We start from the raw sequence: 24,731 nt of genomic DNA on the forward strand, positions 1-24,731 counted from the left end.
AGGGGGTCTGAATGCGCTCCGCTGCCGGTCTTAACCATCCTGGTTCATATCCGTCGTTTCCGTACCAACGCCGGTGGCCGCTCGGATATTGCGCATCGCGCCTGCTCCGCTTCGCGCTGCCGTACGGCCGGACGGATGCGAAATTCGAGGGCGGCTTGGCCTCGAACACCCGAGTATGCCCCGCGTTCGCGGCGGGTTGGCGGCAGTTGGCGGCGACGGGCCGAAACAAGTCGATGCGCTTGGCGCTCCTGCCCATCCTTGCCCTGTTGCCCGCTTGCGCGACTCCCGCGCTGGTCCAGGGCAACGGGCTCTCCTCCTACGAAGGATTGAAGCAGTCGGATGGAAAGATCACCAAGTCCCGTCTTCAGGTGAAGAAAGAGCAGGTAGCGGCGGCGAAGACGATCAATGTCGCACCGACGGCATTCCCTGCCTTCGTTGCGCCTGCGCTAACCCATGAGCAGCGTATCCTTGTCGCCAATACGGTAAGCCGCGCCTTGTGCATCAATTTGAGCGACAGATTCAGAGTGGTGTCGCCCGATCAACGGGCGGATTTGACCGTGCGTGCGGCCATTACGCGTGCGACGCCGACTGATGAAGTCGCCGCGGGCGTCTCGGCCGCGGCGAAGCTCGGTACGAGCTTCGTGGACACGGCCGTTCCGATTCCAGTGCCCCGCATTCCGGTTGGACTCGGAGACTTGTCCATCGAAGCCGAAGCCGTCGACGTCACGGGGCGACAGCAAGCCGCCATGATCTGGGGAAGAGGGGCGAACGCCTTTTTCAGCACGCCGAGAGCATCGAGAGCCAGTGACGCTTACGATCTCGCTCGGGACTTCGGCGACGACTTCGCCAAGATGCTCAACAAGGGTGAAAGTCCCTTCGAGGGCTTTAGTATCGATATCCCGTCCTTGGAAAAGGTCGGCTCGAATATTGGTCTCGCTCCCAAGTATGCGGCGTGCGAAACCTATGGCCGGGCTCCTGGGATCGCCGGTCTGGTCGGCGGCAAATTGGGCCTTCCTCCCGAATGGACCGATGACGGTCCAGCGGAAACACGAAAGTAGTGGTGGTCGAGGACGGCCGGATCGGCAGACGCGGCCTTTGCGGTTCGATCGCGAAGGTCGCCTACGATGATGGTCATCCACGTCATCGTGTCCGGCCCCCGTGCCCCGTGTCGGCCGATCGAGCATCTATCGCCGAGCCCTTCAGGTGGACGACCCGTTCGCTCGGAGGTCGGATTAGGCGTCCTCAGATACCGAAGACCATGTGTACATCCAGATCAGTGATGCGTGTGGCCGCGCTGTTTCTGATGACCGGCCTTCTTTGCGGATGTGCCTCCCTGTTTCCGCGCGACGTGGTTCCGAAACGGCTCATTGACGAGGCCGAACTCACCGGGATGCCGAACATTCGAGTATGGGGGGACGCTCCGCCTGAGGCGCTTGCCGCCCTGTCTACGATCAAACAAATCCGCAGGAAGCCGAATGCCGCTCATGGCCGTCTCGGCCAACAATCGGATGAGCTCAACATTCTCGCAATATCTGGCGGAGGCGACAACGGTGCCTTCGGCGCCGGTCTCTTGGTCGGGTGGGGTGATGCCGGCACGAGACCTGAGTTCGATCTGGTCACCGGGGTGAGCGCCGGCGCGTTGACTGCGCCGTTCGTCTATCTGGGGCGGAGCAGAGATGCAGCATTGAAAGAGGTGTTCACGAGGTACGAGCGCAGCGATATCTACGATCCCGGCGTCGTAGCGCCATTGCTCGGATCGGGCTTGGTCGACAGCTCCCCGCTCGAGAGTCTGATAGCAAAGTATGTTGATGATCAATTCCTCCGCGATATCGCGATGGAGCGGCGAAGGGGTCGAGTGTTGCTCATCGGAACGACGAATCTGGACGCGCAGCGTCCCGTTCTATGGGATGTGGGACGCATAGCCATGAGCAATCATCCGCAAGCCCTGCCCCTCTTCCGAAAGATCCTGCTGGCTTCCGCTTCTGTGCCGGGTGCCTTTCCTCCCGTTCGCATCAAGGTCAGTGTTGCAGACCGCACCTACGAGGAACTTCATGTCGATGGGGGCGTGACTCAGCAGGTTTTCGTGCCGCGACCTTCGACTATCATTCGCACCGACGTCCCGACCAAGAAAGCTGCTGCACGCCTTTTCATCATCCGAAACGGAAAGATCAGCCCGGAATGGGAAGCCGTAGAACCGGGCATTTTCTCTATTTCTCTGAGGTCGATCTCCACCCTGATCAAGAATCAAAGCATCGGCGACCTCTATCGCATCTATGCGAAGGCCGAGATCGACGGTACTGACTTCAACCTTGCGGCAATTTCATCGACCTTTCGAGCGACGAGAGAGGCGTCGTTTGAGCAGGGATATATGCAGGCGTTGTACACCGAAGGCTATCGTTCCGGTTTCGAAGGCTACCGGTGGATAAAGGCACCCCCGGGAATCGCGAAAAATCCGAAGCCGCTGGGTCACTTCTCCAGTTCGGCCTCGCCCCCCGCCAGTCAGAGTGCGGAGCTCCGGTAAATGTGTCCCGCCGGGGTTAAAGGGGCACCCGTCAGTGTGGCTCCGCCGGAAGCGAGTGCGTAACCGGCAGCGTCACGGTCTGGATCAGCCCCCGTGGTGATCCGTTCTGGATCTTGATGCTGCCTCCTGCGCGCTGAACGATCTCTTTCGCGATCGTCAAACCGAGCCCGGCACCATCGAACTGCTTTGTGCGCGCCCGGTCGACGCGGAAGAACGGCTCGAAAACCTGCCCGATTAGATCGGGCGGAATCCCCGGACCGTCGTCGTCGATCACAACGACGATGTCCTTCGCGCTGCTTTGGACGGCGACCCGGGCCCGCTTACCATGCGTGGATGCATTTATGAGCAAATTCCTGAAGGCGCGGCTCAGGCCTGTTCGATTCGCGAGTGCGGTCGCCGCCGCAGAGTTGGTCAGAGTGACGTCGTAAGATAGCGTTCGAAGCTCGTCCACGAGGTCGGAAACGAGAATGTCCAGCCGGATCGGCTCAGGTGCCGACTTGCCGGAGTCCTCTCTCACGAGAAGAATTGCGCTGTCCGCGATCTTTTCTAGCTCATCGATATCCTTTAGCCACATCTGGCGGTCCTCTTCATCCGTGACGAACTCGGCACGCAGGCGCATACGGGTGATCGGTGTCCTTAAGTCGTGGCCCGCTGCCGCGACCAGCCGCATTCGGCTTTCCATTGCCGACTTCAGCCGGGAAGACAGAGAATTCAGCGCTCCGGCTGCGACCCGCACCTCCGCCGGTCCTGTCATGGCCAGCTCGGGAAGGACACCGTCCGCGCCTACGGTTTCGATCGCGCGTTCGAGAAGTACGAGAGGTTTGACCATCCGGTTCGCGAAAAAGAGAGCGACTGCCATCGTGCCCAGTGTGGTCAGCGCGAGCCAAATCAAAAGGAGATGGAAGACGCCGCCCGCGGGAGGCAAGTCAGGGATTTGCGTGACGATCCATCCTTGATCGACCGGAATTGACAGGAGAGCAAGGTCGTCCTTGCGGGAGACGATGACGTCGCGGGGGATCCCGCGGGCCGTCAGCGCGTCGCGCAGCCAAGCGGTGAGATTGGTTTCGACTTCACCGCCCGCTGCGGCCTGTTGAACGATGACCAATCTGGGAGCGACCTGCCCAACTCGGGTCAATAACTCTACCTGGTCGACGAGTGGAGCGATTGCCTCCCGTTCGTTGGGCGGATCAAACAGGTAGACGAGAATCCCGGTCAGAATGCAGACCACCGAGATGATCACGACGGTGAGAAGGACGGCGAGTTTGGCGCGCAGGGTGTTCACGCCGGAAAGTCCTGCACCCCGACCTTCGCGACGAGCTGATAACCGCCGTTGCGAACCGTCTTGAAAAGGGGCGGCATTCCGGAAGTGTCCAGTTTACGCCTCAACCGGCTGACGAGGACATCGATGGAGCGATCGAAGACGTCTCCCTCTCGGCCGCGCGTAAGGTCCAGGAGTTGATCGCGCGAAAGCACGCGTCCCGGTCTGTCGAGAAAGACCTGCAACAGATCGAATTCCGCGCCGGTCAGTTCGAGAGCATTGCCCTGCGCATCGGTTACACTGCGCAACTGCGGATCGGCCGTGAGGCCGTCGAATCGGTACTTCCTTGCTTGCTGAGATCGAAGACTTCTTTCCGAGCGGCGTCGCAAGACGGCGCGAATTCTGGCGACCAGCTCTCTCGGATTGAACGGCTTGCCGAGATAATCGTCGGCTCCCATTTCCAGACCCACGATGCGATCGACATCCTCCTTGAGCGCCGTCAGAAGGATGACCGGGATCATGTTCCGTTTCGCTCGCAAATCGCGGCAGGCGTCGAGCCCGGAGCCGTCCGGAAGCATCACATCCAGGACCACGAGATCTACCTGTTCGGCGGCAAGGCGCTCGCGCATCTCGCTGCAGTTCGATGCCAGGACGACGCGAAGCGACTGGCTTTCGATGTAGCGGGCAAGAAGCTTACGAATCTCGGGATCGTCGTCGACAACCAGGATCTGAGGAGTGTGTTCGTTCATGGATGCCCTTCACAGTGGCTCGGAAGCGCGGTTTTACCGGTAAACAGGGTCGAAAAAAGCCGGAACTCGTAACGAAAGGCGCCGAGGCACCAATCTAGCAACATTTCGACACAAACCGGCACCCTCCCGAGACGATCCGACACAAATTGTACTACGCGAGCAAACGCCACGTCCTACCCGAGCAGTCGTCGGCCGTACGAGCAAGTGTGGCCGGCGAGGCGTTCGGGAGTCGACGGGGGCGCGGGAGGAAGGTGCTGATATGAAGAGAATCCATCGCGGCCTGAGGTCGATGGCGATCATGACGTCTCTGGTCTGCCATTCAACCGTCCATGCGGAAAGTCTTTCATTCGCGATGACCGTCGTGGCCGCATCGGTCGAGAGATCGGAGGTCACCAGAACGATCACCGCCACAGGCAACGTCGTTGCGTGGCGTGAAATCCCGGTCAGCTCTGAAGCGGGTGGGCTGGCGGTGATCGAGGTCGCCGTGGACGAAGGCGACGTCGTTGTGAAGGGGCAGGTACTGGCGCGCCTCAGCCATGATCTGACGGCTGCGGCGATATCCAAGCAAAAAGCCGCGATCGGCGAACTGGAAGCGAGCCTTGCCATTGCCAGATCGGATGCTGCGCGCGCGCATTCGGTGTCCTCGGGGGTGATGAGCGCGCAAGCCATCGAGCAGCGCGAGACGCTCGTCAAGACGACCGAGGCCAAGCTGGAAGCGGCTCGTGCCCAACTCGACGAAGCAGAGGCACGGCAACGTCAGACGGTCGTCATCGCGCCCGCTGCGGGAACGATCGCCTCGAGATCGGTGGCGATCGGCCAGGTGGTTCAAGCCGGAGTCGAGATGTTCCGATTGATCCAGGACGATCGCATCGAGGTCGATGCCCGCGTGGTCGAAACCGACCTGCTCGCTGCTGCGGCAGGGCAGCATGTGATGGTGCTCGGCCCCGGTGGGCGATCCGAGTATGGATCGGTCCGCCTCGTTTCGCCGGTGGTGGATCCGAAGACGCGCTTGGGTACGGTTCATGTCGCGCTGCCAAGGGGAACGAATCTCAAGCCAGGGATGTTCGCTCGGGTCGAGATTTCGGCCGAAAGAAAGCTTGCGTTGACCGTTCCCCTGAAGGCGCTGGTCTGGCGCGAAGCGAAGGCTCACGTCTTCAAGATCGGACGCGACAGTCTGGTGTCGTTGGTCGAGATCGGAATCGGCGCCAAGGAATCGGATGACGTGGAAGTCCTGCGTGGACTGGAGGCTGGAGATCGCATCGTGACCCAAGGTGCTGGTCTCCTCAGCGACGGTGATTTCGTAAACGTGAAGACTGCCTCGGTCAAAGGCGGCGCGCTGCGATGAACGGCATCTCCGGTTGGGCGATCCGCAATCCCGTCGCAACCATCATTCTGTTCGTGCTGCTCACTCTTGCGGGTGCCGTCGGCTTCTCGAAGCTCCGGCTCAACAATATGCCCGACATGGACATTCCGACGGTGACGGTCAGCGTTGCCTGGCCTGGAGCTGCGCCGACTGAAATCGAGGCGCAAATCACCCGATTCGTCGAGGACGGCGTCGCAGGACTTGGTACCGTCAATCGCACTCGCTCGATCGTGAACGAGGGACTGTCCATGACCATGGTCGAGTTCGCGATCGGCACCGATATCGATCGGGCGACGAACTACGTCCGGGATGCCGTCGTATCGATCCGCTCGAAGCTCCCGCAAGGAACGCTCGATCCCATGGTCCGGCGTGTCGATGCGACGGGACAGGCGATCCTGACGTTCATCGTCGACGCTCCGATGATGGCTCCGGACGCGTTGAGCTGGTTCATAGACAACGACATCGCCAAAGGAGCGCTTGCGGTCTCCGGCGTCTCCAAGATCCTCAGATCCGGCGGCGTCGATGCGGAAATCACCATCAAGCTCGATCTCGACCGATTGCTGGCTCTGGGACTGACCGCCGCGGAAGTTTCCGACCTTGTGAGAAACCGCAACATCACTCAGCCCGGCGGTCGTGCGACGCTGGGGGGATCGGAGCAAGTCATTCGTACCGTGGGAAGCATTCCGGACGTCGCGGCCATGAAGGAGATGCGCCTGGCCTTCAGCGACGGCCGCAGCGTCAAGCTGTCCGAAATCGCGACCGTCGAGCGCTCATGGGCCGAACCGCGACAGAGGTCCCGGTTCAATGATCGGGAAGTCGTGGGGTTCAGCGTCTACCGCGCCGTCGGGACCGGAGAGTTTGCAGTGACCCGAGCCGTCAGGACGCGGATGGCCGAATTCGCCGCTGCGCACGGTGGCGTACGGATCCTGGAAGTGACCTCCTCGACCGATGCGGTCGTCGAGGGGTACGACGCCGCCATCGAGGCGCTCCTGTTGGGAGCGTTGCTCGCAGTTCTGGTCGTATGGATCTTCCTGCGAGATATGCGGGCGACCTTGATCTCGAGCGCCGCGCTACCGCTCTCGTTGATGCCAACCTTCGCGGTGATGTATGCGCTGGACCAATCGCTGAACAACATCACTCTTCTGGCGATTGCTTTGGTCGTCGGCATTCTTGTCGACGATGCCATCGTGGAAATCGAGAACATCGTCCGGCACATCAGGCAGTCCGGAAAGACCGTATACGAGGCCGCCATCGGTGCGGCCGACGAGATTGGACTGGCCGTGGTTGCGACGACGTTCGCCATCATCGTGGTTTTCGCGCCGGTCGGTCTGATGCCGGGCATTCCGGGACAGTTCTTCAAGGCTTTCTCGATCGCCGTTTGCAGTTCTGTCTTCTTCTCTCTCGTGGTCGCTCGCTTGCTTACGCCGTTGATGGCGGCCTTTCTCCTGAAGACGACCGGAAGGGAGCATCCCGAGCCGGCGTGGGTGCGGTACTATGCCTTGATGCTGACCTGGACGCTGCACTATCGATGGATCACCATCGTCGCCGGTGTCATATTCTTCGTCGCGTCCTTATCTATCATTCCGTCCCTTCCGACCGACTTCATGCCAGCGGCCGATCGAGGCCGCACGATCCTCAGCGTAGAGTTGGCGCCGGGTGCGACGTTGCAGGAAACGGACGCTGCCACGCAAAAGGTCACGTTCCTGCTTAGGGCGAGACCTGAAGTCGCTTCCGTCTATGCCGCCGTCGGATCCGAGACTTCGATACTTTCCGGCCCGGGAGACCTGTCCACCTCTGTGGGAGAGGTCAGAAGATCGACCGTTACGATCAATCTCGTTCCGAGAGCCGAGCGAACCCTCTCCCAACGGGCGTTCGAAGCCTCGATCGGCCGTCAACTTTCGATCATTCCGGGCGTCCGGATCCGCCTTGGCGAGGACGGCTCCTCCGGTGCGAAAATCCAGGTATCGTTGCTGAGCGATGATGCCGCAGCACTTGCCCATGCGGCAGGCCGATTGGCCCAGGACATGCGCGCAACTCCGGGATTCCAACGCGCGAGAGTGATGAGCAGTTTCGCCAAGCCTGAGCTGCAGATAACCCCTAAGGCGGACAAGGCCGCTCTCCTCGGAGTTTCAACGACAGCGATCGCCAGGACTGTCAATATCGCCACCGTAGGCGATATCGACCAGAACCTGTCGAAGTTCAGTCTGGGCCCGCGGCAAATTCCCGTTCGCATTCTGCTGAACGACGCTGCTCGCTCCGACATGGCCGGCCTGTCGATGCTGCAGGTGCCGACTTTCGAGAAACCGGTGCCCTTGTCGTCTGTCGCCGATATCAGCTTCGGCTCAGGTCCGCTCCAGATCGACCGGACCGATCGCACCAGAAGCGAGACGGTCGAAGCAGAATTAAGTGGTTTGACGGTAGGCGAGGCGGAAGACCTGGTCGCCCAGATGCCTTCGATCAAGCAGCTGCCGTCGGGCGTATCCTACAAGCCCGCGGGCGATTCCGAACGCATGCAGGAGCTGTTCGACGGCTTCAAGCTCGCGATCGGGTCGGCGATCGTTCTGCTCTTCGTCGTCCTCGCGCTGCTCTTCAACGGCTTCGTTCAGCCGGTAACCATTCTCACAGCGCTGCCGCTGTCGATCGGAGGGGCTCTCGGCTCGTTGCTGATGACGCAGATGTCGATCTCCCTGCCGGTCATGATCGGCCTGCTGATGCTCATGGGAATTGCGGCGAAGAACTCGATTCTTCTCGTCGAGTACGCGATCGTCGCCAGGCGCGATGGCGGCCTTGACCGCACGCAGGCTTTGCTGGACGCGGCCCGGAAACGAGCTCGGCCGATCGTCATGACCACGATAGCGATGAGCGCCGGCATGCTGCCCATAGCTTTGGGCATGGGCGCGGATGCCGAGAGGAGGGCGCCTATGGCGATCGCCGTGATCGGGGGATTGTTCAGCTCGACCCTTCTCAGTCTGATGTACGTACCTGCCTTCTACACGGTGATGGACGATCTGCAGCGCTGGGCAGGAAAGGTCTTTCGGAGAGACGTCTCGCGAACCGGTGAGATCGTTCGAAGCGCGCCGTGACGTCGCGACGTACTGGCTTCGTGCATCGAGCGATCGGTCGCGGACACCTGTAGAAAGCCGTGGGGCGATCAAAAACTACGCTGCGGGATCCGAACCGCAGGCATGACGCCTCCCTCGACCTGCCGGGACCCAGAAGGTCCCCGGCATCTTTCTGATGGTGTCCGATCCTGTCGACGCTCCTCTTCAGCCGATCTCTTCCGATAGGGAGCGAGAACGCGTCTCGGGTGCGACGATTGCCGCGATCAGGCTGACCAATGCGAGGCCTGCGAGCCAGGCCGGAGCCGGCCAGTAATTACCGTCGGCCCATTTTACGAGCGCCGTCGCGATCAACGGAGTTAATCCGCCGCCGAGTGCGGCTGACAATTGATACCCGAGGGATGCACCGGTGTAACGAACGCTGGTCTTGAAAAGCTCGGGTCCGAACGATCCCATGATTCCGAACAGGATGCCGTTCGATATTCCTCCGATTGCCATACCCAGGAAGACCAGTGACGTGATCTTCGTGTTCACGAGCCAGAACAGCGGAAAGGCGAACAGAATCGTAAAGATCGCGGACCCCATGAAGACCGGGCGGCGTCCGATGCGATCGGAGAATGCGCAAACCGGAACAATGATCAATAGCTCCGTGATCGCGAATACCAGGACGCCGTTGAGCATGAGCTCCCTCGACAGGCCGAGATTGGTCGAGCCATAGGCGACCATGAACGTCACGTAGACGTAGAAGCCGCCGCTGGTCACGAGAAACAGCCCGCCCGCGATCAGAACCTCGCGCCACTGGGTGCGCAAAGTTTCCGCGAGCGGAAATGCGGCGATTGCGTTCGTACGTTTCGCCTGCGAAAAGGCCTGGCTTTCAGGCATCGAGAATCTGGCGAACGCGCCGACCAACACAAGAACGAGGCTCAACAGGAAGGGCAGTCGCCAGCCCCAAGCGGCGAATTGCTCGGTGCCCAGGATCGCCGTCGTCGCAGCAAAGACCAACGTCGCGATCACCAGTCCGGCGGGAGATCCCAATTGGGGAAGGCTGCCGAGGAGCCCGCGCCGTGTCTGCGCCTCGCTTTCGGTCATCACCAGCACGGCGCCACCCCATTCGCCACCGAGGCCGATACCCTGCATGAGACGAAGCAGCACGAGAAGGATGGGCGCGAATATTCCGATCGCGTCGTAATTCGGAAGGCACCCGACGAGGAGTGTAGCCACGCCAGTCAGCAGGAACGTCGCGATGAGCGTCGACTTGCGACCGATGCGGTCGCCCATGTGCCCGAAGATGATGGCTCCGATCGGACGGGCGAGAAAGCCGACGGCGAAAGTGGAGAGCAGCGTCCCGGCCAGCGGGTCGAAGTTCGGAAAGAATTGCGAATTGAAGACGAGAGCCGCCGCCAGGCCGTAGATCTGGAAATCGTACCATTCGATCGTGGTGCCGACGGTCGCTGCCAAAGCCGTTCGGGAGAGCGTTCCGGCCGGCTGTTCGGGCTGGGCAATCGTTGCTTCCGAGATTTGCGTCATATTTCAACTCCTTACGCGCCGACTCGCGCTCTGACATTCCTCTTGATTAATCATCGATAATAGATTATCGATAATCGAAGATCACGCGATATGATAGGAATGTCAAGAATGACGCTCTCGGAGGCCCTTAGCGGCATCTCGACCGTGAAGCTCTCAACCTCGGACGTCATCGCCGAGCAATTGCGCCGGGCCATCCTGCTTGGGACGATCTCCGGCGGAGCCCAGCTCAAGCAGAACGACGTCGCTGCAAGGTTTGGCGTCAGCGTGGCTCCCGTGCGCGAGGCGCTGCAGCGGCTGATTGCGGACGGGCTCGCAATATTGCATCCGAACCGAGGTGTGACCGTTTCCCCGACCTCGGAGCAGGACTTCCTCGAGATCGCCGAGTTGCGAGCGTTGTTGGAGCCGCATGCCCTTGGTCACTCTGCTCCACGTCTCACCAGTGCCGACCTGAAGTATTCCGAAGACGTTCTGTCCAAGGCTGCGCAGGCTTCGGATCCGCTCGAACGCGCCAATCTGCACTGGGAGTTTCACCGTAGCTTGTACAAGCGAGCGGAGCGGCCGCGTCTGCTGACGCAGATCGGCGCCCTGTACCAGGGCATCAACCGCTACCTGCTTCCGGCGTGGGCCAATTCCGGCCTCAGCCCCGGCTGGGTCGATAGTCATCTCCTCATCGTCGCGAAAATTCGCGATGGCCACATCGACGAGGCATGCCGCTTGATCGTCGATCAGACTGACGCCTCGACGAGGCGCGTGCAGGCGCATCTGCATCGGAAAGAACTTTCCAAGGAAGAGAAGTAAATGCTTGAGTTCTCGAAATACAAGCTGCTGACGTTCGATTGCTACGGCACGCTGATTGACTGGGATACGTCCATCTCGAACGTCGTGCAGCCCTGGCTCGACGAGATGAAGTCTCAAGTTCCTCCGGACCTGGTCGTCAGCACGTTCGCGCTCATGCAGGCCAAGCATCAGCAGACGCGCCCGACATTGCTCTATCCCGAAGTGTTGCGACGCTCATGGCGCGATATCGAGGAGCAGTTTGGTTGGGACGAAAACCTCGCCCGCGCGGACGAGTTCGCCCGGTCGGTACCATCCTGGCGTCCTTTTGCGGATACGGTCGAGAGCCTGCGATACCTCAGCCGATACTTCGCGCTCGGAATCCTTTCGAATGTCGATAATGCGTCGCTTTCGGGCACGCTTAGAGCGCTGGAGGTGCCGTTCCTATTTACGGTCACCGCGGAAGACGTGGCTTCCTACAAGCCTGGCGAGCCGCACTTCAATGCAGCTTTTGGGGAAGCTGCAAGGCGCGGGATCGAGAAGAGCGAGATCCTCCATACGGCTCAAAGCAAGCACCATGATATCGCTCCCGGAAATCGGCTCGGTCTGACAACAATCTGGGTGAACCGCCGCCACGGAAGGAAGGGTACTGGCGCGACCTTGGCCGCCACGGCCGATCCGTCGTTGACCGTCAACTCGCTTGCTGAACTCGTCGACCTGCACAGATCGGCGCAGGCCGCCTCCCGACCGGTATCGCTGTCCCAATGACGGTCGATAAGTTCGCCGCGCTCGGAACCGCCAACGCTCCCGGCCAGGAAGTGCGCCAATCTGCCGGCAATGTCGGCAATCTCATGCGCGGCGGGAGAATCGCCGGGCACCTGATCGATTTCTCGCACGGAGACGTCGACGCCTTTGCGCCCACGCCAGGTGCATCTGAACGGTTCTCGGAGGCGCTGGTTGCGGGAGGACGGCAGGCCTACACGGAGTATCGCGGCTCGGCGGACATCCGCTCCGAATTGTCCGAAGTGCTCGCCGCGTTCACCGGCGCACCGGTCTCCCCCGATAACGGTACGATCATCACGCCGGGCACCCAAGGCGCCCTGTTCCTGGCGGTCGCCTCGCTGGTGAACGCCGGCGACAAGGTCGCGATCGTCCAGCCGGACTATTTCGCCAATCGCAAGCTCGTCGAATTCGTCGGCGGGCATCCTATACCGGTGACGATGGACTATCTGGGCAGCTCGCAGGATTCCGGTCTTGACCTCGCGCAGCTCGAGGACGCTTTCAAGGCCGGCGCGCGGGTCTTTCTGTTCTCCAATCCGAACAATCCGACCGGCGCCGTCTATTCCCGGCGGGAAATCGCCGAGATCGCCCGGCTTGCCGCCGCGTTCGACGTGATGATCATTGCCGATCAGCTGTACTCGCGGCTTCTTTATGCGAACCAGAATTACGCGCATATCCGCGCCGCCGGCCCGCGTGAGGATCGTGTCATCACCATCATGGGCCCGTCGAAGACGGAGTCATTGAGTGGCTACAGACTGGGAATCGCGTTCGGCGCACCTGCGGTGATCGAGCGGATGGAAAAGCTGCAGGCGATCGTCTCGCTGCGCGCCGCGGGCTACAATCAGGCGGTCCTTCGTACCTGGTTTCGCGAGCCCAAAGGCTGGCTTGAGGAGCGCATTGCTCGACATCAAGCTATCCGCGACGATCTTCTCGATCTCTTTCGCGATGCCGGCATGCATACGCGCGAGCCGCAGGCGGGCAGCTATCTGTTTCCGATGTTGCCGCCGCTCGCGGTCGGACTCCAGGACTTCGTGCAGTTGCTGCGCCATCAGGCCGACGTTATCGTGACGGCTGGAACGGAGTTCGGTCCTTGTCCGAACAACATAAGACTGAATTTCTCTCAAGATCATGCGGCGGCGGTGGCCGGAGGGCGACGCATCGTCGAGATGGCACATCGGTATCGGAAGTGAGGGCGCCGGCGCGCCGGATCTGCGAGCGCAGCCGGATTCTTCCCGGATATCTCCCGATGACCAGCTTGCAATCGCGACATTCCAGGCAGGCTTCGGCCGCTGAGCTTGAGCGCAAAGTTCGATCCGAGCCCAGCCCAGCGGAGGGCTTGCAGAGGTACGGGGGTGAACGGCCTGCATCCGCTTGCGCGCTTGGCATAAGAAGTGGGTGCTGCTGCTTATAGTGCCGCACCTACGCAACCGCGAACATCAAGCTGGAGTAGGGCAGGCCGCGCATCAGCCAAACGGCTCGCCATCCGCAGGGCAATCGCATATGGCGAGATTCCCTACGGCCATCCTTTGATACGCCCGCCGTTGGCGGGCTCTTAGGATGAGGACACAGTGTGCACGATGACGCAGATGCAGTCCGGTACGCCGGCTGCGGCGTGAGCCCTCCGGGATTGGGCGCTTGTTCGGTGCCGATTTAGGCTCGCACAGCTAATTGGTGCGGGGCCGATGGGGGCTACTCGTCATCTGCTGGTGGCGATCGTCGTCGGATTTCACTCCCAGTTTGGCGTCATTGACCGGCGGCTTGACCGCGGAAGAAGTCTTCTAGATCATGAGCGGCTTTCTACTTGGCCGGCGCCTGTGAGCGGCACTATCCGGAGCGGCCCGTTGCGTTCATGGCCAGCTGAGGGCGCTGGAAAGGTCGGCGTGGTATCCTTTTGCCTGTACGGGGATCAAGGCGTATTTGGTGACGGACGGCGACAGCACGGTGCATGACACCGCCACGCTCGAGCCACTCGTCCCTCTGCCGGTCGCCTAGCCACGGCTCGTCTCTTTAGGGTCGCGATCGGCACCGTTGACACTAATCCCTGCGGAGCTTCGCTTCATAGCCTCAGCTCAACGCGTGTCCGGCTAGCCCGTACACCCACGGCTCATCTTCCTTTCCGTTCAGGAATCGCCGGCCCTTGGACATCGTCGGGACGGTATCGGTCATTCCAAGGCGGCTCTGTTGAAGGAAGTCGGCAAACAGGCCCGTCTACTCCCGCGTATCGACGCGGACGAATTGTCCCGCGAGATCCTTGAGATGCACGGCCGTCAGATGGATCGCGACTGCGCGTGTGGCATTGACAGGCAGAACCCCGGGCGCCTAAGCACTGTGCCCAACGAGACGCGAAGTCTATCTTCGAGATCGGACGCTAGTGTCCGAAATTCGAGAGGTCTGCATTTCGTCCCGAGGTGATGCCGCTCCATCAGCACTCTGCTGATCGAACTCCTTTTGCGCCAAGAGATGTGCATGCCGCTTTCGGGTCGCAGCCAACGCTCGCATCGCTGCGTGTTCGTTTGGCCTCGACGATGTTCGTTGCCTTTTGCTGAATCGCTTCTGGTGTGAAACTGGTGCGGCTAGATTCAGCCTGAGCTTTCGGCCTCTGTTTCCGCGTCTTCTGCCTTCGAACTGGAGGAGGGAGACGAGGCAAACGGTCCCCTCATCAGCGTTATCGTCTGTTGCGTTGCGTCAAGCGCCGCTTCTTGCGGAACTCTGGGGTGCCGGACGCGGAGGCCCGCTGGTCCTCCTCCGACTTGAGCCTCGCGCGCACATGCTCGGCAAGCTTCAGCGCGCTATCGGCGTTCGACGCAAGTCGGGACAGCAGCTGTGACAGCATCTTGAATTCCTCGCGCGTCAGCATCCCAAACAACGCATCGTTGACGGGGCGTTGCAAGGCGGCGAGGCGGACCAGGCAGTTTGCACCCTGTTGGGTGAGGCCGAGCTGCACCCGTCGGCCGTCCTCCGGATGGGGGCTCTTCTCGATCAGCCCGTCGGAAACCAGCTTGTTGATCTCATTGGTCACGAATGCGCCGCTGAGATACAGGCGTTCGGCGACTTGGTTGACTCCCATAGGCTCCTGCGCGGTCGAATTCTTGATCGCGATCAGGATCAGATATTGGGTGGGAGACAGGCCGGCAAAGCCCGCAAAGGTTTCGCGGGCCGCCTCGAGGCTGCGACCGAAAGCGAAATAGTCGTAGAGGAGTCCGCGGAGCGTCCTGTCTCCATCCTTGTCGAGTAGCTCCGGCCTTGACGCCGTCAGAAGCGCATCGATCACGGTCATTCTCTCCGAGAACAGCATGTCTGTTGGGGTTTGTGCCTAAAGAGCATGCATGCGTTCGCACAGCAAGAGGGCTTGACAGGCCAAACTAGCTTTGCCAGAAAGCTATTTCAGAATTATAAGTCATGACCGGGCGACGAGGCGGTATCCATGGAGGATCGTGCATTCAGGCGTGCTCTCGGCGAATTCGCCACCGGCGTTGCGGTGGTGACCGCGCGCGGCAGGGGCGAAGAGCTTATCGGCATGACCATGAGCTCGTTCAACTCCGTGTCACTCGATCCACCGCTCGTTCTCTTCAGCGTCGACCGCAAGGCGCGCAGCCTGCCTGCGATGCTCGAGGCCAAGGGTTTTGCCGTGAACATCCTGGCGCGCGACCAGGAGAACATCTCCAACCAGTTCGCGCGCGCGCTTTCGGACAAATGGGACCAGGTGAAGACGTCGGTCGGCCATGCCGAGGCACCGCTGATCTCGGGCGCGATGGCGCATTTCGAATGCGCGCCGTATGCGATCTACGAGGGCGGCGATCACGTCATCTTTGTCGTCCGCGTCATCAGGCACGCGAGCCGCGCCGAGGCCGCCGCTCCCCTGATCTTCTTCCGCGGCCGATACCGCGATCTCGTCGACGAAACCGAGCGCGAGCCGACCTGGCCGCTTCCCATTCACTACTAGCATTGGACCGGAGACCTGCGATGCGCAGCGCAAAGGAATATCTGTCAGGCCTGAAAGATGGCCGCACCATCTACATCAACGGCGCCTCGGTCGGCGATGTCACGACGCACCATGCCTTCCGGAACCTTGCCGGCTCCATGGCGAGCCTGTTCGACTTCGCGAGCGCGCCGGCAAACGCGGAGCTGATGACCTTTGACATGGGTGCAGGTCACGCCAACCGCATCTGGCAGCTTCCGACCTCCTATGCCGAACTCGTGATGCGACGAAAGGCTCTCGAAGCGTGGGCCTCGCTGCATGCCGGCTTCATGGGACGCGCCCCGGACCACGTGGCGTCCTGCATTTCCGGGCTCTACATGGGGCTCGATGTCTTCAAGGCCTATGATCCCGCCCGCGCCGGTGCGCTCGAGAGCTACTACCGCTACGCCCGCGACAAGGACCTCTATCTCACCTACGTCATCATCAATCCGCAGGCGGACCGCTCGAAGGGCGCAGCCGAACAGGCCGATCCGTTCCTCACCGCGGGCGTCGTCGACCGCGACGCGGAAGGCATCACCATCCGCGGCGCCAAGATGCTCGCCACCGGCGGCGTGGTCGCGGACGAGGTCTTCGTCACAACCATCCAGCCGATGCGTCCCGGGGAAGAGCGTTATGCGATGTCCTTCGCGATTCCGATGAACACGAAGGGCCTCAAGATGCTGTCGCGCAAGTCCTACGAGGACGCCGCTGGCGCAGTGTTCGACAATCCCTTGTCCAGCCGTTTCGACGAGAACGACTCGGTTCTCTATTTCGACGACGTGAAGGTGCCCTGGGATCGCGTCTTCATCGAAGGCAACGTCGAAATGTGCCAGAAGCAGTTTCACGCCACGCCCTGCCACGTCTATCAGAACTACCAGGCGATGGTCCGCTTGAGCGTCAAGCTCAAGTTCCTGACCGGCCTTGCGCATCGGACCGCCGACATGAACGGCGTCACCCAGTTTCCGCAAGTGCGCGAAATGCTCGGCCAGCTCGCGGCCGAGACCGGCATGGTCGATGCGCTGGTGGCGGCGATGGAGGCCAAGGGCATGCAGGTTGGTCCCTATTTCATCCCGGACCGGCACACCCTCTACTCCGCGCAGGTGCTGACGCAGCAGCTCTACGGACACGTCATCAACACGCTCCGCGAGCTCGCCGGCGGCGGCATGATCATGCTGCCCTCATCGGTCGCGGACTTCGACAACCCCGAGATCGCGGCGCTCATTGGCAAGACCCAGCAGTCGCCGAAGGCCAACTCGCATGACCGCGTCAAGTTCTACAAACTCGCCTGGGATGCCGTCGGCTCCGAGTTCGGCTCGCGCCACCAGCAGTACGAGATGTTCTACGCCGGCGCGACCTTCGTCACCAAGGGCCACTCCTATCGCACCTACGACTGGGCCGGCGCCGACCGGCTGGTCCAGACCATGCTCGATTCCTACGACCTCAACGGCGTCTCAAGCGCCAGCAAAGCCGCCTGAACCAGGGAGCCAACACATGCCTGTCAACAAGAAGCACGACGAATTCTACACGCTCGACATGGCGAGCGGCTGGGAAACGCCGGCGGGCTATCCGGCTGGTATCCAGCAGAAGATCATCGCGGGCGGGTTAGACGAACAAAACCGGCGCGGGACGCGGACCCGGCTGCTCCGTTTCGCGCCCGGCGTCTACACAACCGCGCCGTTCTCCCACGAATATTGGGAAGAGGTCTATCTCGTCTCGGGCGATTTGATCGTCGGCAACGATGCGAAGGGTGAGGGCGGCAAGAGCTTTCCGCCGAACACCTATGCCTGCCGCCCGCCGCACGCGCCGCATGGCCCGTTCAAGTCGGTGAACGGCTGCCTGCTGCTGGAGATGCACTATTTCGATCCGGTGTGATGCCGGATCGCCGCCGCACAACATCATTCGACTGACCCAGAGGGAAGAGACATCATGGCGTTCAAAGGTATTTCCATCGCGGTTTCGGGTTGCTTGTCGGCACTTGAGCGACTCTTCAGGTTGGATGGCGGCCTGCCGCAGGGCAATGTTCGATGGATGGTGGATGGACTTGCCGGGGCGCTCGCGCTCGGTGTCGTCGCCGCCACGCCGGCTGCTGCGCAGGAGAAGCCGAGCGCGTTGGGGCTGGGCATCTTCACGTTCACGTCGGGACCAGCCGCAGCCTACGGCATGCCAGGCAAGAACGCAGCCGACCTCATGATCGACGAGATCAACGCAAAGGGCGGCATCGGAGGCGTGCCGGTCAGCGCGACCTATGTCGACGAGGCGCAGGGCGCGCAGGGCGTGATCGCGGAATATCGCCGGCTCACCGGGGACGCGAAGTACCAGGTGATGGTCGCCGCCCTGTCGAGCGCCAATTGCCTCGCGCTTGCGCCGCTCGCGGAGCAGCTCGAGGTTCCTACCGTGGGCTGGAACTGCGATACCCATCAGCTGCTGATGGACGGCAAGAGCAAATATGTGTTTCGGCCGAACGGCAACACCGTGCCCGAATTCATCGCCTATGCGATCTACCTGCTGGATCGCAAGCCAGACGTGAAGACGGTTGCGATCATCAATCCGGACTATGCGTTCGGCCACGACGCAGCCAAGATATTCACAGCAGCGCTGAAAGCTCTGAAGCCGGACGTGGAGATCGTCGCCGAGCTCTATCCGAAGCTGGGTTCGTCGAATTACCAGACCGAAATCTCGCGTCTCACCACCGCGCGCCCGGATGTCGTTTTCTCCAATCTCTGGGGCGCCGACCTCGAGAATTTCGTTCGCCAGGCCGCTCCGCGTGGGGTCTTCACGAGCAGCCAGGTCATCCTCGCGCTCGGCGAGACGGTGCTGCAGCGCGTACCGCTGCCTGACGGCGTGATCGTCGGTGTTCTCGGCGACGGCTGGTGGATGTCGCCAGACGCCAAGGCGAAGCCGGAGACGGTGAAATTCGCCGCAGCCTATAAGGCTCGGTTCGGCGAGTATCCGGTGTTCCCGTCGATCAAGATGGCCAACGCGCTGATTTACGTGAAGGCCGCCTATGACGCCGCGATGCAGAAGAACGGCGGCAAATGGCCGACGCGTGCCGAACTCGCCAACGCCATGAAGGGCAGCAAGGTCGAGACCTTGACCGGCACCGCGCAGATCCGCGCGGACAATGACGGGCTCGTCGACCAGATCGTCGGCGTGACCGTAAAGACGTCAGCGCAGCAGTTTCCCGTCATTGGCGACATGGTCCGCTACAGGGGCGACAGCCTGATGCCGCAGGCGGGTCAAGATCCGCTGGCCTGGATCGCGACGCTCAAGCCCGAGTTCGCCAAAAGCCTGCCGAAGCCGGGAAGCTACAAATAGACGGGGATGAAGTTCACCTGATTCGATGACGGAAGGCATAGACCGATGTTGAATGCAGTCATCCCCTTGCTGCTGGACAGCCTGGCGAGCGCCGCGTTGATCTTCTTCGCGGCGGTCGGCCTGACGCTCGTCTTCAGCGTGCTGCGCGTTCTCAATGTCGCCCATGGCAGCCTCTATTCGATCGGCGGCTATGTCGCGGCCTCGATCTGCCTGTTCGTCGCCAGCCGGCAGCTCAACCCGTATTGGTCGTTCCTGGCGCTCCTGTTCAGTGCGGTGTGTGTCGCGGCGATATTCGGTCCGTTGATCGAACGGGGCCTCATCCGCTGGACTTATGGCAAGTCGGAGGCCGTGCAGATCCTGATCACGTTCGGGCTGTTCCTCATCCTGGAGGATCTCCAGCGCGTAGCCTTTGGCGTGCAATCTTTCTACGAAGACGCGCCGATGCGACTGCTCGGCACCACGAGCATCGGTGGCGTCGTCTATCTCAACTACCAGATCCTCCTGATTGGGATGGCGTTCCTGGTTGTGATCGGCTTGCGGCTTCTGATCAACCACACCCGCCTGGGGCGCCTGATCACGGCTGTGGTCACCGACCGCGAGATGGCGCAGTCGATCGGCATCGACACCAACCGGATCTTCATCCTGGCGTTTTCGCTCGGCGTGTTCCTCGCCGCATTGGGCGGTGCGCTCGCGACGCCGACCTCGGGCATCGCACCAGGTCTCGGCGCTGACACCATGGTGCTCGCCTTTGCGGTTGCGGCGATAGGCGGTCTCGGACAGATCGAAGGAGCCGCATTGGCCTCGCTGATCGTGGGCCTGGCGCGCGTGCTGGCGATCTATCTGGTGCCGTCGCTGGATGCCGTCGCGCCTTATGCGGCGATGCTTGTCGTTCTCCTGATCCGTCCCTATGGCCTGTTCGGATCGGTGACGGCGCGGAGGATATGATGCCAACGATCATTGCCGCCGCGGCGGTCCTCGTCCTCGCGCTGCTGCCTCTGGCCGCGCCCTGGCTTCAATTCGTCCTAACGCTTGCCATAGCTAAGGGGTTTGCGGCGCTCGGCGTCGCCGTGCTGCTCCGCGCCGGACTGATCTCGATCGGTCATGCGATGTTCTTTGCCGCGAGTGCCTATGGCGTCGCATTTCTGGCGCGCGCCGGCATCAACGACCTTGGCCTGCTGCTGATCCTGTCGGTGCTGGGCGGAGCGCTCGTTGGCGCGGTGGCCGGATCGTTTCTCGTCCGCTATCGCGCGATCTTCTTCGCGATGCTGAACCTCGCGGTCTCCATGGTGTTCTACGCGTTGTGCGCCAAGCTCTACGGTGTCACTGGCGGGACCGACGGCATGCCGGTGCCGGTCCCGGCGGTTTTCGGGATGGTGCTTGGCGAGCCGGCCTTCAAGAGCGTGCTGTTCTATCTCAGCCTGGGGCTGATGGTGCTCGTTGGTCTCGCCGTGCAGCGCTACCTCAACAGCCCGCTCGGTCACGCGCTCTCGGCCGTCCACACCAACGAGATCCGGCTCGAATATCTGGGCATCCCGGTCTGGGCGGTTCTGCTGATCGCCTATGTCGTCTCGGCGGCGCTCGCCGGCCTCGGCGGCGCGATCGCCGGCTTTGCGATCGGTCGCGTGGTCCCGGATTTCGCGTTCTGGACCGCATCCGGCCACCTCGTGCTGATCGCCGTACTCGGCGGCATCGGTGGCGTGCCGGGCGCGTTCATCGGTGCCTTGTTCCTGGAATTGCTGCACAGCGCCGCGGTCACCGTCACCGATTCCTGGAATTTGATCGTGGGCATGACGCTGATCATCGTGATCATGTTCATGCCGCAAGGAGTCTATGGATTGTTCGCGCGCAAGGAGGCGACGAGCCTATGACGCCTCCCATCCTGGAAGCAAAAGGCCTTCACGTTGCCTTCAACGGCGTCAAGGCCGCCGACGACGTCAGCATCGCGATCCATGACGGCGAATTCCTAGCGATCATCGGTCCGAACGGGTCGGGCAAGACGACGCTGCTCAACATTTGCACGGGGTACATCCGCCCCAAATCGGGCAGCGTGTTGCTCGACGGCCACGACATCACCCATCTGTCGCCGCGTGCTATCGCGCGCCGCGGCGTCGCCCGCGCATTCCAGATCCCGCAACTCTTCTCCGCACAGCGCGTGATCGACAACATGATGCTGGCCCTGGCGGCGACCGATGGTCTATGGAGCGCGGTGCAGCCGCTCGAAACGGCAGGGCGGCGCGACGAGGCGAGGGCGCTGCTCGATCTCGTCGGGCTCGCCGGGGATGCCGACCGGATCAGCAGCACGCTTCCCGAAGGGCATCGCAAGCTGCTGGACGTTGCAGTTGCTTTGGCCCTGAAGCCGCGGCTCCTGCTCTTGGACGAGCCGACCAGTGGCGTGAGCGCCCTCGAACGCTTCCCGCTCATGGAGGCGCTCATGGGCGCGCTGCGCCAGCGCCGCATCACGGCGCTGTTCGTCGAGCACGACATGGACGTGGTTGCGCGTTATGCGAGCCGCGTCCTGGTGTGGAACGCCGGCAACATCATGGCCGAGGGCCGGCCCGACGAGGTGTTCAGCAATGCGCAAGTGCGCCAACGTGTCGTAGGGGTGGCCTGATGCTCAGGCTCGACAAGGTCAGCGTCTCGATCGACGGCGTTCGTGTGTTGCGGGGCGTTAGTTGCGAGATCATCGCGCGCAAGACCACGGTGTTGATCGGACGCAACGGCGCCGGCAAGACCACGACGATGCGCGCAATCATGGGCCTCATCGCTCTTGACGAAGGCTCTGTCCGCCTCGATGCCGACGATCTCGGCAGCAGGCCTGCCTACACCCGAGCCCGCGCCGGGATTGGCTATGCGTCGGAGGACCGGCGCCTGATTCCGGAGTTGAGCGTGGAGGAGAACATCCGCCTCCCGGCGCTGGCGCTGAGGCTCGACCGCGTGGAGATCGCGCGTAGGCTCGACGAGATTTACCAGTTACTACCCGAATTGCACGTCATGCGCGCTAGGCCCGCGGGCGGCGTTTCCGGAGGGCAGGGCAAGATGGTTGCATTGGGCCGTGCGCTGACGGTCGCGCGCAAAGTCCTGCTGCTCGACGAGCCGTTCCAGGGTCTGGCGCCGGCCCTCGCGCTCGATTATGCGCGCACGCTCGGCGAATTGCGCAAGCACCGGCCCGAGCTTGCCATGCTGATCACCGAATCCTCGCCCACGCTGCTCGACCGGATCGCCGACAGGACGCTGCAGATCGAGCGCGGCGAAATCCTGACCACATCGACCAAGGATAGGGAATTCCATGCTGCTGCAATTTGAACGCTTCGCCAATGACCGGACGGACCGCGTTGCTGTCGAGATCGGGTCCCTTGTCATCGCCGGCTGGGCGGGCAGGGATGCGGCGGCGATCGAGCATCATGTCGAGGAGCTCGCCGCGCTCGGCATTCCACGCCCCTCGACCACACCGCTCTACTATCGTGTCGCTGCGCAAACCTTGACCCAGGACAGCCGGCTGACCGTCCTTGGTCCGGACAGTTCCGGCGAGGTCGAGCCGGTCATTGTCGCCATGGCTGACGGGCTCTGGGTCGCCATCGGCTCCGACCATACCGACCGGAAGGCGGAAGCCTCGGGCATCGCCCTTTCGAAGCAGCTGTGCGGCAAGCCGGTCGGCCCACAGCTCTGGTCTTATGCGGATGTCGAGGGGCATTGGGACGAGCTGGTCCTTCGTTCGTGGGCGACGATCGACGGGAAACGGGTGCTCTACCAGGACAGCCCAGTCTCCTCGCTCAGGACACCGCGAGATCTCATTCGTCTTTACACCGGGGCAGACATGCTGTCGCCAGGCACACTGATGTTCTGCGGAACGCCGGGCGCGATCGGCGGCATTCGGCCGGGCACGCGCTTCGAGATGGAGCTGAAGGATCCGGTCCTTAACCGGTCCTTGACCCATGGCTACGACATCGACGTCCTGCCAGTCGTCTCCTGACGTTTCTCGTCTCAAGCGCCAGGCCATATTAGCAATGCAGGATCGATCGCAACCTTCCGCCGTCGCGCGGCTCGAGGCGGCACTTGCGCGCATCCACTCGCCGAAAGCAAAGAACGTCTTCACGACTGTGTTCGCAGACAGCGCCCGGTGGAAAGCTGAGGCGGCGGATCGGCGCGCCGCTGCCGGAGCGTCTCGCGGCCCCCTCGATGGTCGTATCGTTTCGGTGAAGGCGTTGTTCGACGTTGCAGGCACCGTCACGAGCTCAGGATCGGCGCTGCTGCGCCGCCTGGCGCCGGCCGTCGAGGATGCCGAGGTCGTCAAGCGGCTGCGAGCTGCAGGTGCGATTGTCATCGGCAAGACCCAGATGACCGAGTTCGCCTTTTCTGCGCTGGGTACGAATCCGCATGACGGGATGCCAGGCAATCCGCGAGATCGTGCCCGCGTTCCAGGAGGATCGTCATCGGGCGCCGTGGTGTCGGTGATCGCAGGCATGGCAGATCTCGCCATCGGCACTGACACCGGCGGCTCTCTTCGAATTCCAGCTGCATTGTCGGGCGCGGTCGGTTTCAAGCCGACTAGCGGTTTCGTGCCGACCGCTGGCGCATTCTCGCTATCTTCGAGCCTCGATACGATCGGCCCGATCGCCACGAACGTCGCCGATTGCTTTATCGCTGATCAGGTACTTTCAGGTGAAGGCGTGCCATCACCACTGCGCGCGGCTCCTGCCAGCACGTTCCGCCTGAACATTGCCCGCGGGCGCCTGTTCGATCGGTGCGAACCCGAGGTGCTCGCTGCGTTTGAGAAGGCCATGGTGTGGCTTAGATCCGGTGGCTTGCAGATCAAGGAGGGGACCATCGAGGCCGCTCTCGACGACCTTGCCCAGATCGACAAGATCGGCACCTTTCCGTCGATCGAGGTCGGCGCGACGCTGCGTAGTCTGGGGTTCTCGGACCTGGATGAGGTCGATTCCCGTACACGCGCACGCATCGAAGCCGGGGCCGACATTCTCGGCACGGATTATGTGCGTATGGTGCGGCTGCGGCAGGCGGCGATCCGGTCCTTCGAACAGTCCTTCGGCAACAACGAGGTGTTCGTCCTGCCGACGACGCCAATCCGCGCGCCGCTGATTTCCTCCGTTGCAAAGGATGCGGCGTTCTATGAGCTCAATGGCCTGGTGCTGCGCAATCCGCGCGTCGCCAACTTGCTCGACTGTCCGTCGATTTCGCTGCCGTTGCCGCTCGAAGGTCTTCCCGTGGGTCTGATGCTGATGGGTCGCAGGAATGCCGACCGGCGGTTGCTGGAGATCGCGTCCAACGTGGAAACGTTGCTGCGAGGACACTTGCATACTGCCTAGCCTTTTCGCGCGAAATGGCCGCCGAATCTACGATCGCTTGGAGAGGCTATGGCGAGGCCGCCTCTGGGAGCTGTAGCCGTGGCGTTTGGCTTGGCTGCCTTGC

The 24,731-nt window shown here is 62.0% G+C and carries 21 protein-coding genes and 1 pseudogene; 17 read left to right on the top strand and 5 right to left on the bottom strand.

Annotated features, from left to right (window positions below; all coding sequences use genetic code 11):
• Positions 1 to 11: 11 nt before the first annotated feature.
• Together AC066S_RS16890 and AC066S_RS16895 are read left to right on the top strand one after the other, a co-directional pair.
• Complete coding sequence (locus AC066S_RS16890; protein WP_478270216.1) at positions 12 to 1,058, top strand: DUF3313 domain-containing protein; 1,047 nt, start codon at positions 12 to 14, stop codon at positions 1,056 to 1,058.
• A gap of 221 nt (positions 1,059 to 1,279) precedes the next feature.
• Positions 1,280 to 2,521: a patatin-like phospholipase family protein gene (locus AC066S_RS16895; protein WP_235885113.1), complete on the top strand. Its 1,242-nt coding sequence runs from the start codon at positions 1,280 to 1,282 to the stop codon at positions 2,519 to 2,521.
• A gap of 31 nt (positions 2,522 to 2,552) precedes the next feature.
• Here the strand turns inward: AC066S_RS16895 and AC066S_RS16900 are convergent, their stop codons facing one another.
• Both AC066S_RS16900 and AC066S_RS16905 read right to left on the bottom strand, forming a co-directional pair.
• Positions 2,553 to 3,803, bottom strand: coding sequence for a sensor histidine kinase (locus AC066S_RS16900; protein ID WP_235885112.1), 1,251 nt, complete (start codon positions 3,801 to 3,803; stop codon positions 2,553 to 2,555).
• Positions 3,800 to 4,528, bottom strand: coding sequence for a response regulator (locus tag AC066S_RS16905; protein WP_135169802.1), 729 nt, complete (start codon positions 4,526 to 4,528; stop codon positions 3,800 to 3,802). The genes AC066S_RS16900 and AC066S_RS16905 overlap by 4 nt, the downstream gene beginning before the upstream one ends.
• 259 nt (positions 4,529 to 4,787) lie before the next feature.
• Between AC066S_RS16905 and AC066S_RS16910 the strand changes: the two genes are divergently transcribed.
• Positions 4,788 to 5,873, top strand: coding sequence for an efflux RND transporter periplasmic adaptor subunit (locus AC066S_RS16910; protein WP_135169801.1), 1,086 nt, complete (start codon positions 4,788 to 4,790; stop codon positions 5,871 to 5,873).
• Positions 5,870 to 8,974 (top strand): efflux RND transporter permease subunit, encoded by a 3,105-nt coding sequence (locus AC066S_RS16915; RefSeq protein WP_135169800.1) that lies wholly within the window; start codon positions 5,870 to 5,872, stop codon positions 8,972 to 8,974. The genes AC066S_RS16910 and AC066S_RS16915 overlap by 4 nt, the downstream gene beginning before the upstream one ends.
• Before the next feature lie 183 nt (positions 8,975 to 9,157).
• Here the strand turns inward: AC066S_RS16915 and AC066S_RS16920 are convergent, their stop codons facing one another.
• Positions 9,158 to 10,477 (bottom strand): MFS transporter, encoded by a 1,320-nt coding sequence (locus AC066S_RS16920; RefSeq protein WP_478270217.1) that lies wholly within the window; start codon positions 10,475 to 10,477, stop codon positions 9,158 to 9,160.
• Between the two features lie 108 nt (positions 10,478 to 10,585).
• Here AC066S_RS16920 and AC066S_RS16925 point away from each other — a divergent pair, with 108 nt between their 5' ends.
• From AC066S_RS16925 to AC066S_RS16935, 3 genes are read left to right on the top strand one after another with little or no spacing between them, the layout of a single operon-like run.
• The gene (locus AC066S_RS16925) at positions 10,586 to 11,275 is read left to right on the top strand and encodes a GntR family transcriptional regulator (protein ID WP_167767540.1); all 690 of its coding nucleotides are present in this window, start codon (positions 10,586 to 10,588) and stop codon (positions 11,273 to 11,275) included.
• On the top strand, positions 11,276 to 12,019 hold the full coding sequence (locus tag AC066S_RS16930; protein WP_128263171.1) for an HAD family hydrolase: 744 nt from the start codon (positions 11,276 to 11,278) through the stop codon (positions 12,017 to 12,019). It abuts the gene before it with no gap.
• Entirely contained in the window at positions 12,016 to 13,221 is a 1,206-nt protein-coding gene (locus AC066S_RS16935) for a pyridoxal phosphate-dependent aminotransferase (RefSeq protein WP_478270218.1), read from the top strand. The genes AC066S_RS16930 and AC066S_RS16935 overlap by 4 nt, the downstream gene beginning before the upstream one ends.
• A gap of 874 nt (positions 13,222 to 14,095) precedes the next feature.
• On the opposite strand, the pseudogene AC066S_RS16940 reads toward AC066S_RS16935, so the two are convergent.
• Together AC066S_RS16940 and AC066S_RS16945 are read right to left on the bottom strand one after the other, a co-directional pair.
• Positions 14,096 to 14,311: pseudogene (locus tag AC066S_RS16940) on the bottom strand (GNAT family N-acetyltransferase); the annotation flags it as partial.
• Positions 14,312 to 14,696: 385 nt separating this feature from the next.
• Positions 14,697 to 15,308, bottom strand: coding sequence for a MarR family winged helix-turn-helix transcriptional regulator (locus AC066S_RS16945; RefSeq protein WP_478270219.1), 612 nt, complete (start codon positions 15,306 to 15,308; stop codon positions 14,697 to 14,699).
• A gap of 147 nt (positions 15,309 to 15,455) precedes the next feature.
• On the opposite strand from AC066S_RS16945, the gene AC066S_RS16950 reads away from it, so the two are divergent.
• The 10 genes from AC066S_RS16950 to AC066S_RS16995 are packed head-to-tail and all read left to right on the top strand — an operon-like array spanning position 15,456 to position 24,628.
• On the top strand, positions 15,456 to 15,974 hold the full coding sequence (locus tag AC066S_RS16950) for a flavin reductase family protein (RefSeq protein ID WP_135169795.1): 519 nt from the start codon (positions 15,456 to 15,458) through the stop codon (positions 15,972 to 15,974).
• A 20-nt stretch (positions 15,975 to 15,994) separates the two neighbouring features.
• A complete protein-coding gene (locus AC066S_RS16955; protein ID WP_135169794.1) occupies positions 15,995 to 17,464 on the top strand; it encodes a 4-hydroxyphenylacetate 3-hydroxylase family protein in 1,470 nt (489 codons plus the stop codon).
• A 16-nt stretch (positions 17,465 to 17,480) separates the two neighbouring features.
• Positions 17,481 to 17,861 carry a cupin gene (locus AC066S_RS16960; protein WP_135169793.1) on the top strand — a complete coding sequence of 127 codons (381 nt, stop codon included), beginning with the start codon at positions 17,481 to 17,483 and terminating at the stop codon, positions 17,859 to 17,861.
• A gap of 54 nt (positions 17,862 to 17,915) precedes the next feature.
• Positions 17,916 to 19,304, top strand: a complete 1,389-nt coding sequence (locus AC066S_RS16965) for an ABC transporter substrate-binding protein (RefSeq protein WP_235885111.1) — start codon at positions 17,916 to 17,918, stop codon at positions 19,302 to 19,304.
• 45 nt (positions 19,305 to 19,349) lie between these two features.
• A complete protein-coding gene (locus tag AC066S_RS16970) occupies positions 19,350 to 20,249 on the top strand; it encodes a branched-chain amino acid ABC transporter permease (RefSeq protein ID WP_135169792.1) in 900 nt (299 codons plus the stop codon).
• Positions 20,249 to 21,172: a branched-chain amino acid ABC transporter permease gene (locus tag AC066S_RS16975; RefSeq protein WP_135169791.1), complete on the top strand. Its 924-nt coding sequence runs from the start codon at positions 20,249 to 20,251 to the stop codon at positions 21,170 to 21,172. The genes AC066S_RS16970 and AC066S_RS16975 overlap by 1 nt, the downstream gene beginning before the upstream one ends.
• Complete coding sequence (locus AC066S_RS16980) at positions 21,169 to 21,915, top strand: ABC transporter ATP-binding protein (RefSeq protein ID WP_135169790.1); 747 nt, start codon at positions 21,169 to 21,171, stop codon at positions 21,913 to 21,915. Before AC066S_RS16975 ends, AC066S_RS16980 begins: the two co-directional genes overlap by 4 nt.
• A complete protein-coding gene (locus AC066S_RS16985; RefSeq protein ID WP_135169789.1) occupies positions 21,915 to 22,607 on the top strand; it encodes an ABC transporter ATP-binding protein in 693 nt (230 codons plus the stop codon). The genes AC066S_RS16980 and AC066S_RS16985 overlap by 1 nt, the downstream gene beginning before the upstream one ends.
• Positions 22,591 to 23,274: a DUF2848 domain-containing protein gene (locus tag AC066S_RS16990; RefSeq protein ID WP_135169788.1), complete on the top strand. Its 684-nt coding sequence runs from the start codon at positions 22,591 to 22,593 to the stop codon at positions 23,272 to 23,274. Before AC066S_RS16985 ends, AC066S_RS16990 begins: the two co-directional genes overlap by 17 nt.
• Positions 23,275 to 23,308: 34 nt before the next feature.
• Entirely contained in the window at positions 23,309 to 24,628 is a 1,320-nt protein-coding gene (locus AC066S_RS16995; protein ID WP_167767539.1) for an amidase family protein, read from the top strand.
• Positions 24,629 to 24,731: the final 103 nt, after the last annotated feature.

The organism is Bradyrhizobium sp. CFUWI (genome assembly GCF_056429085.1).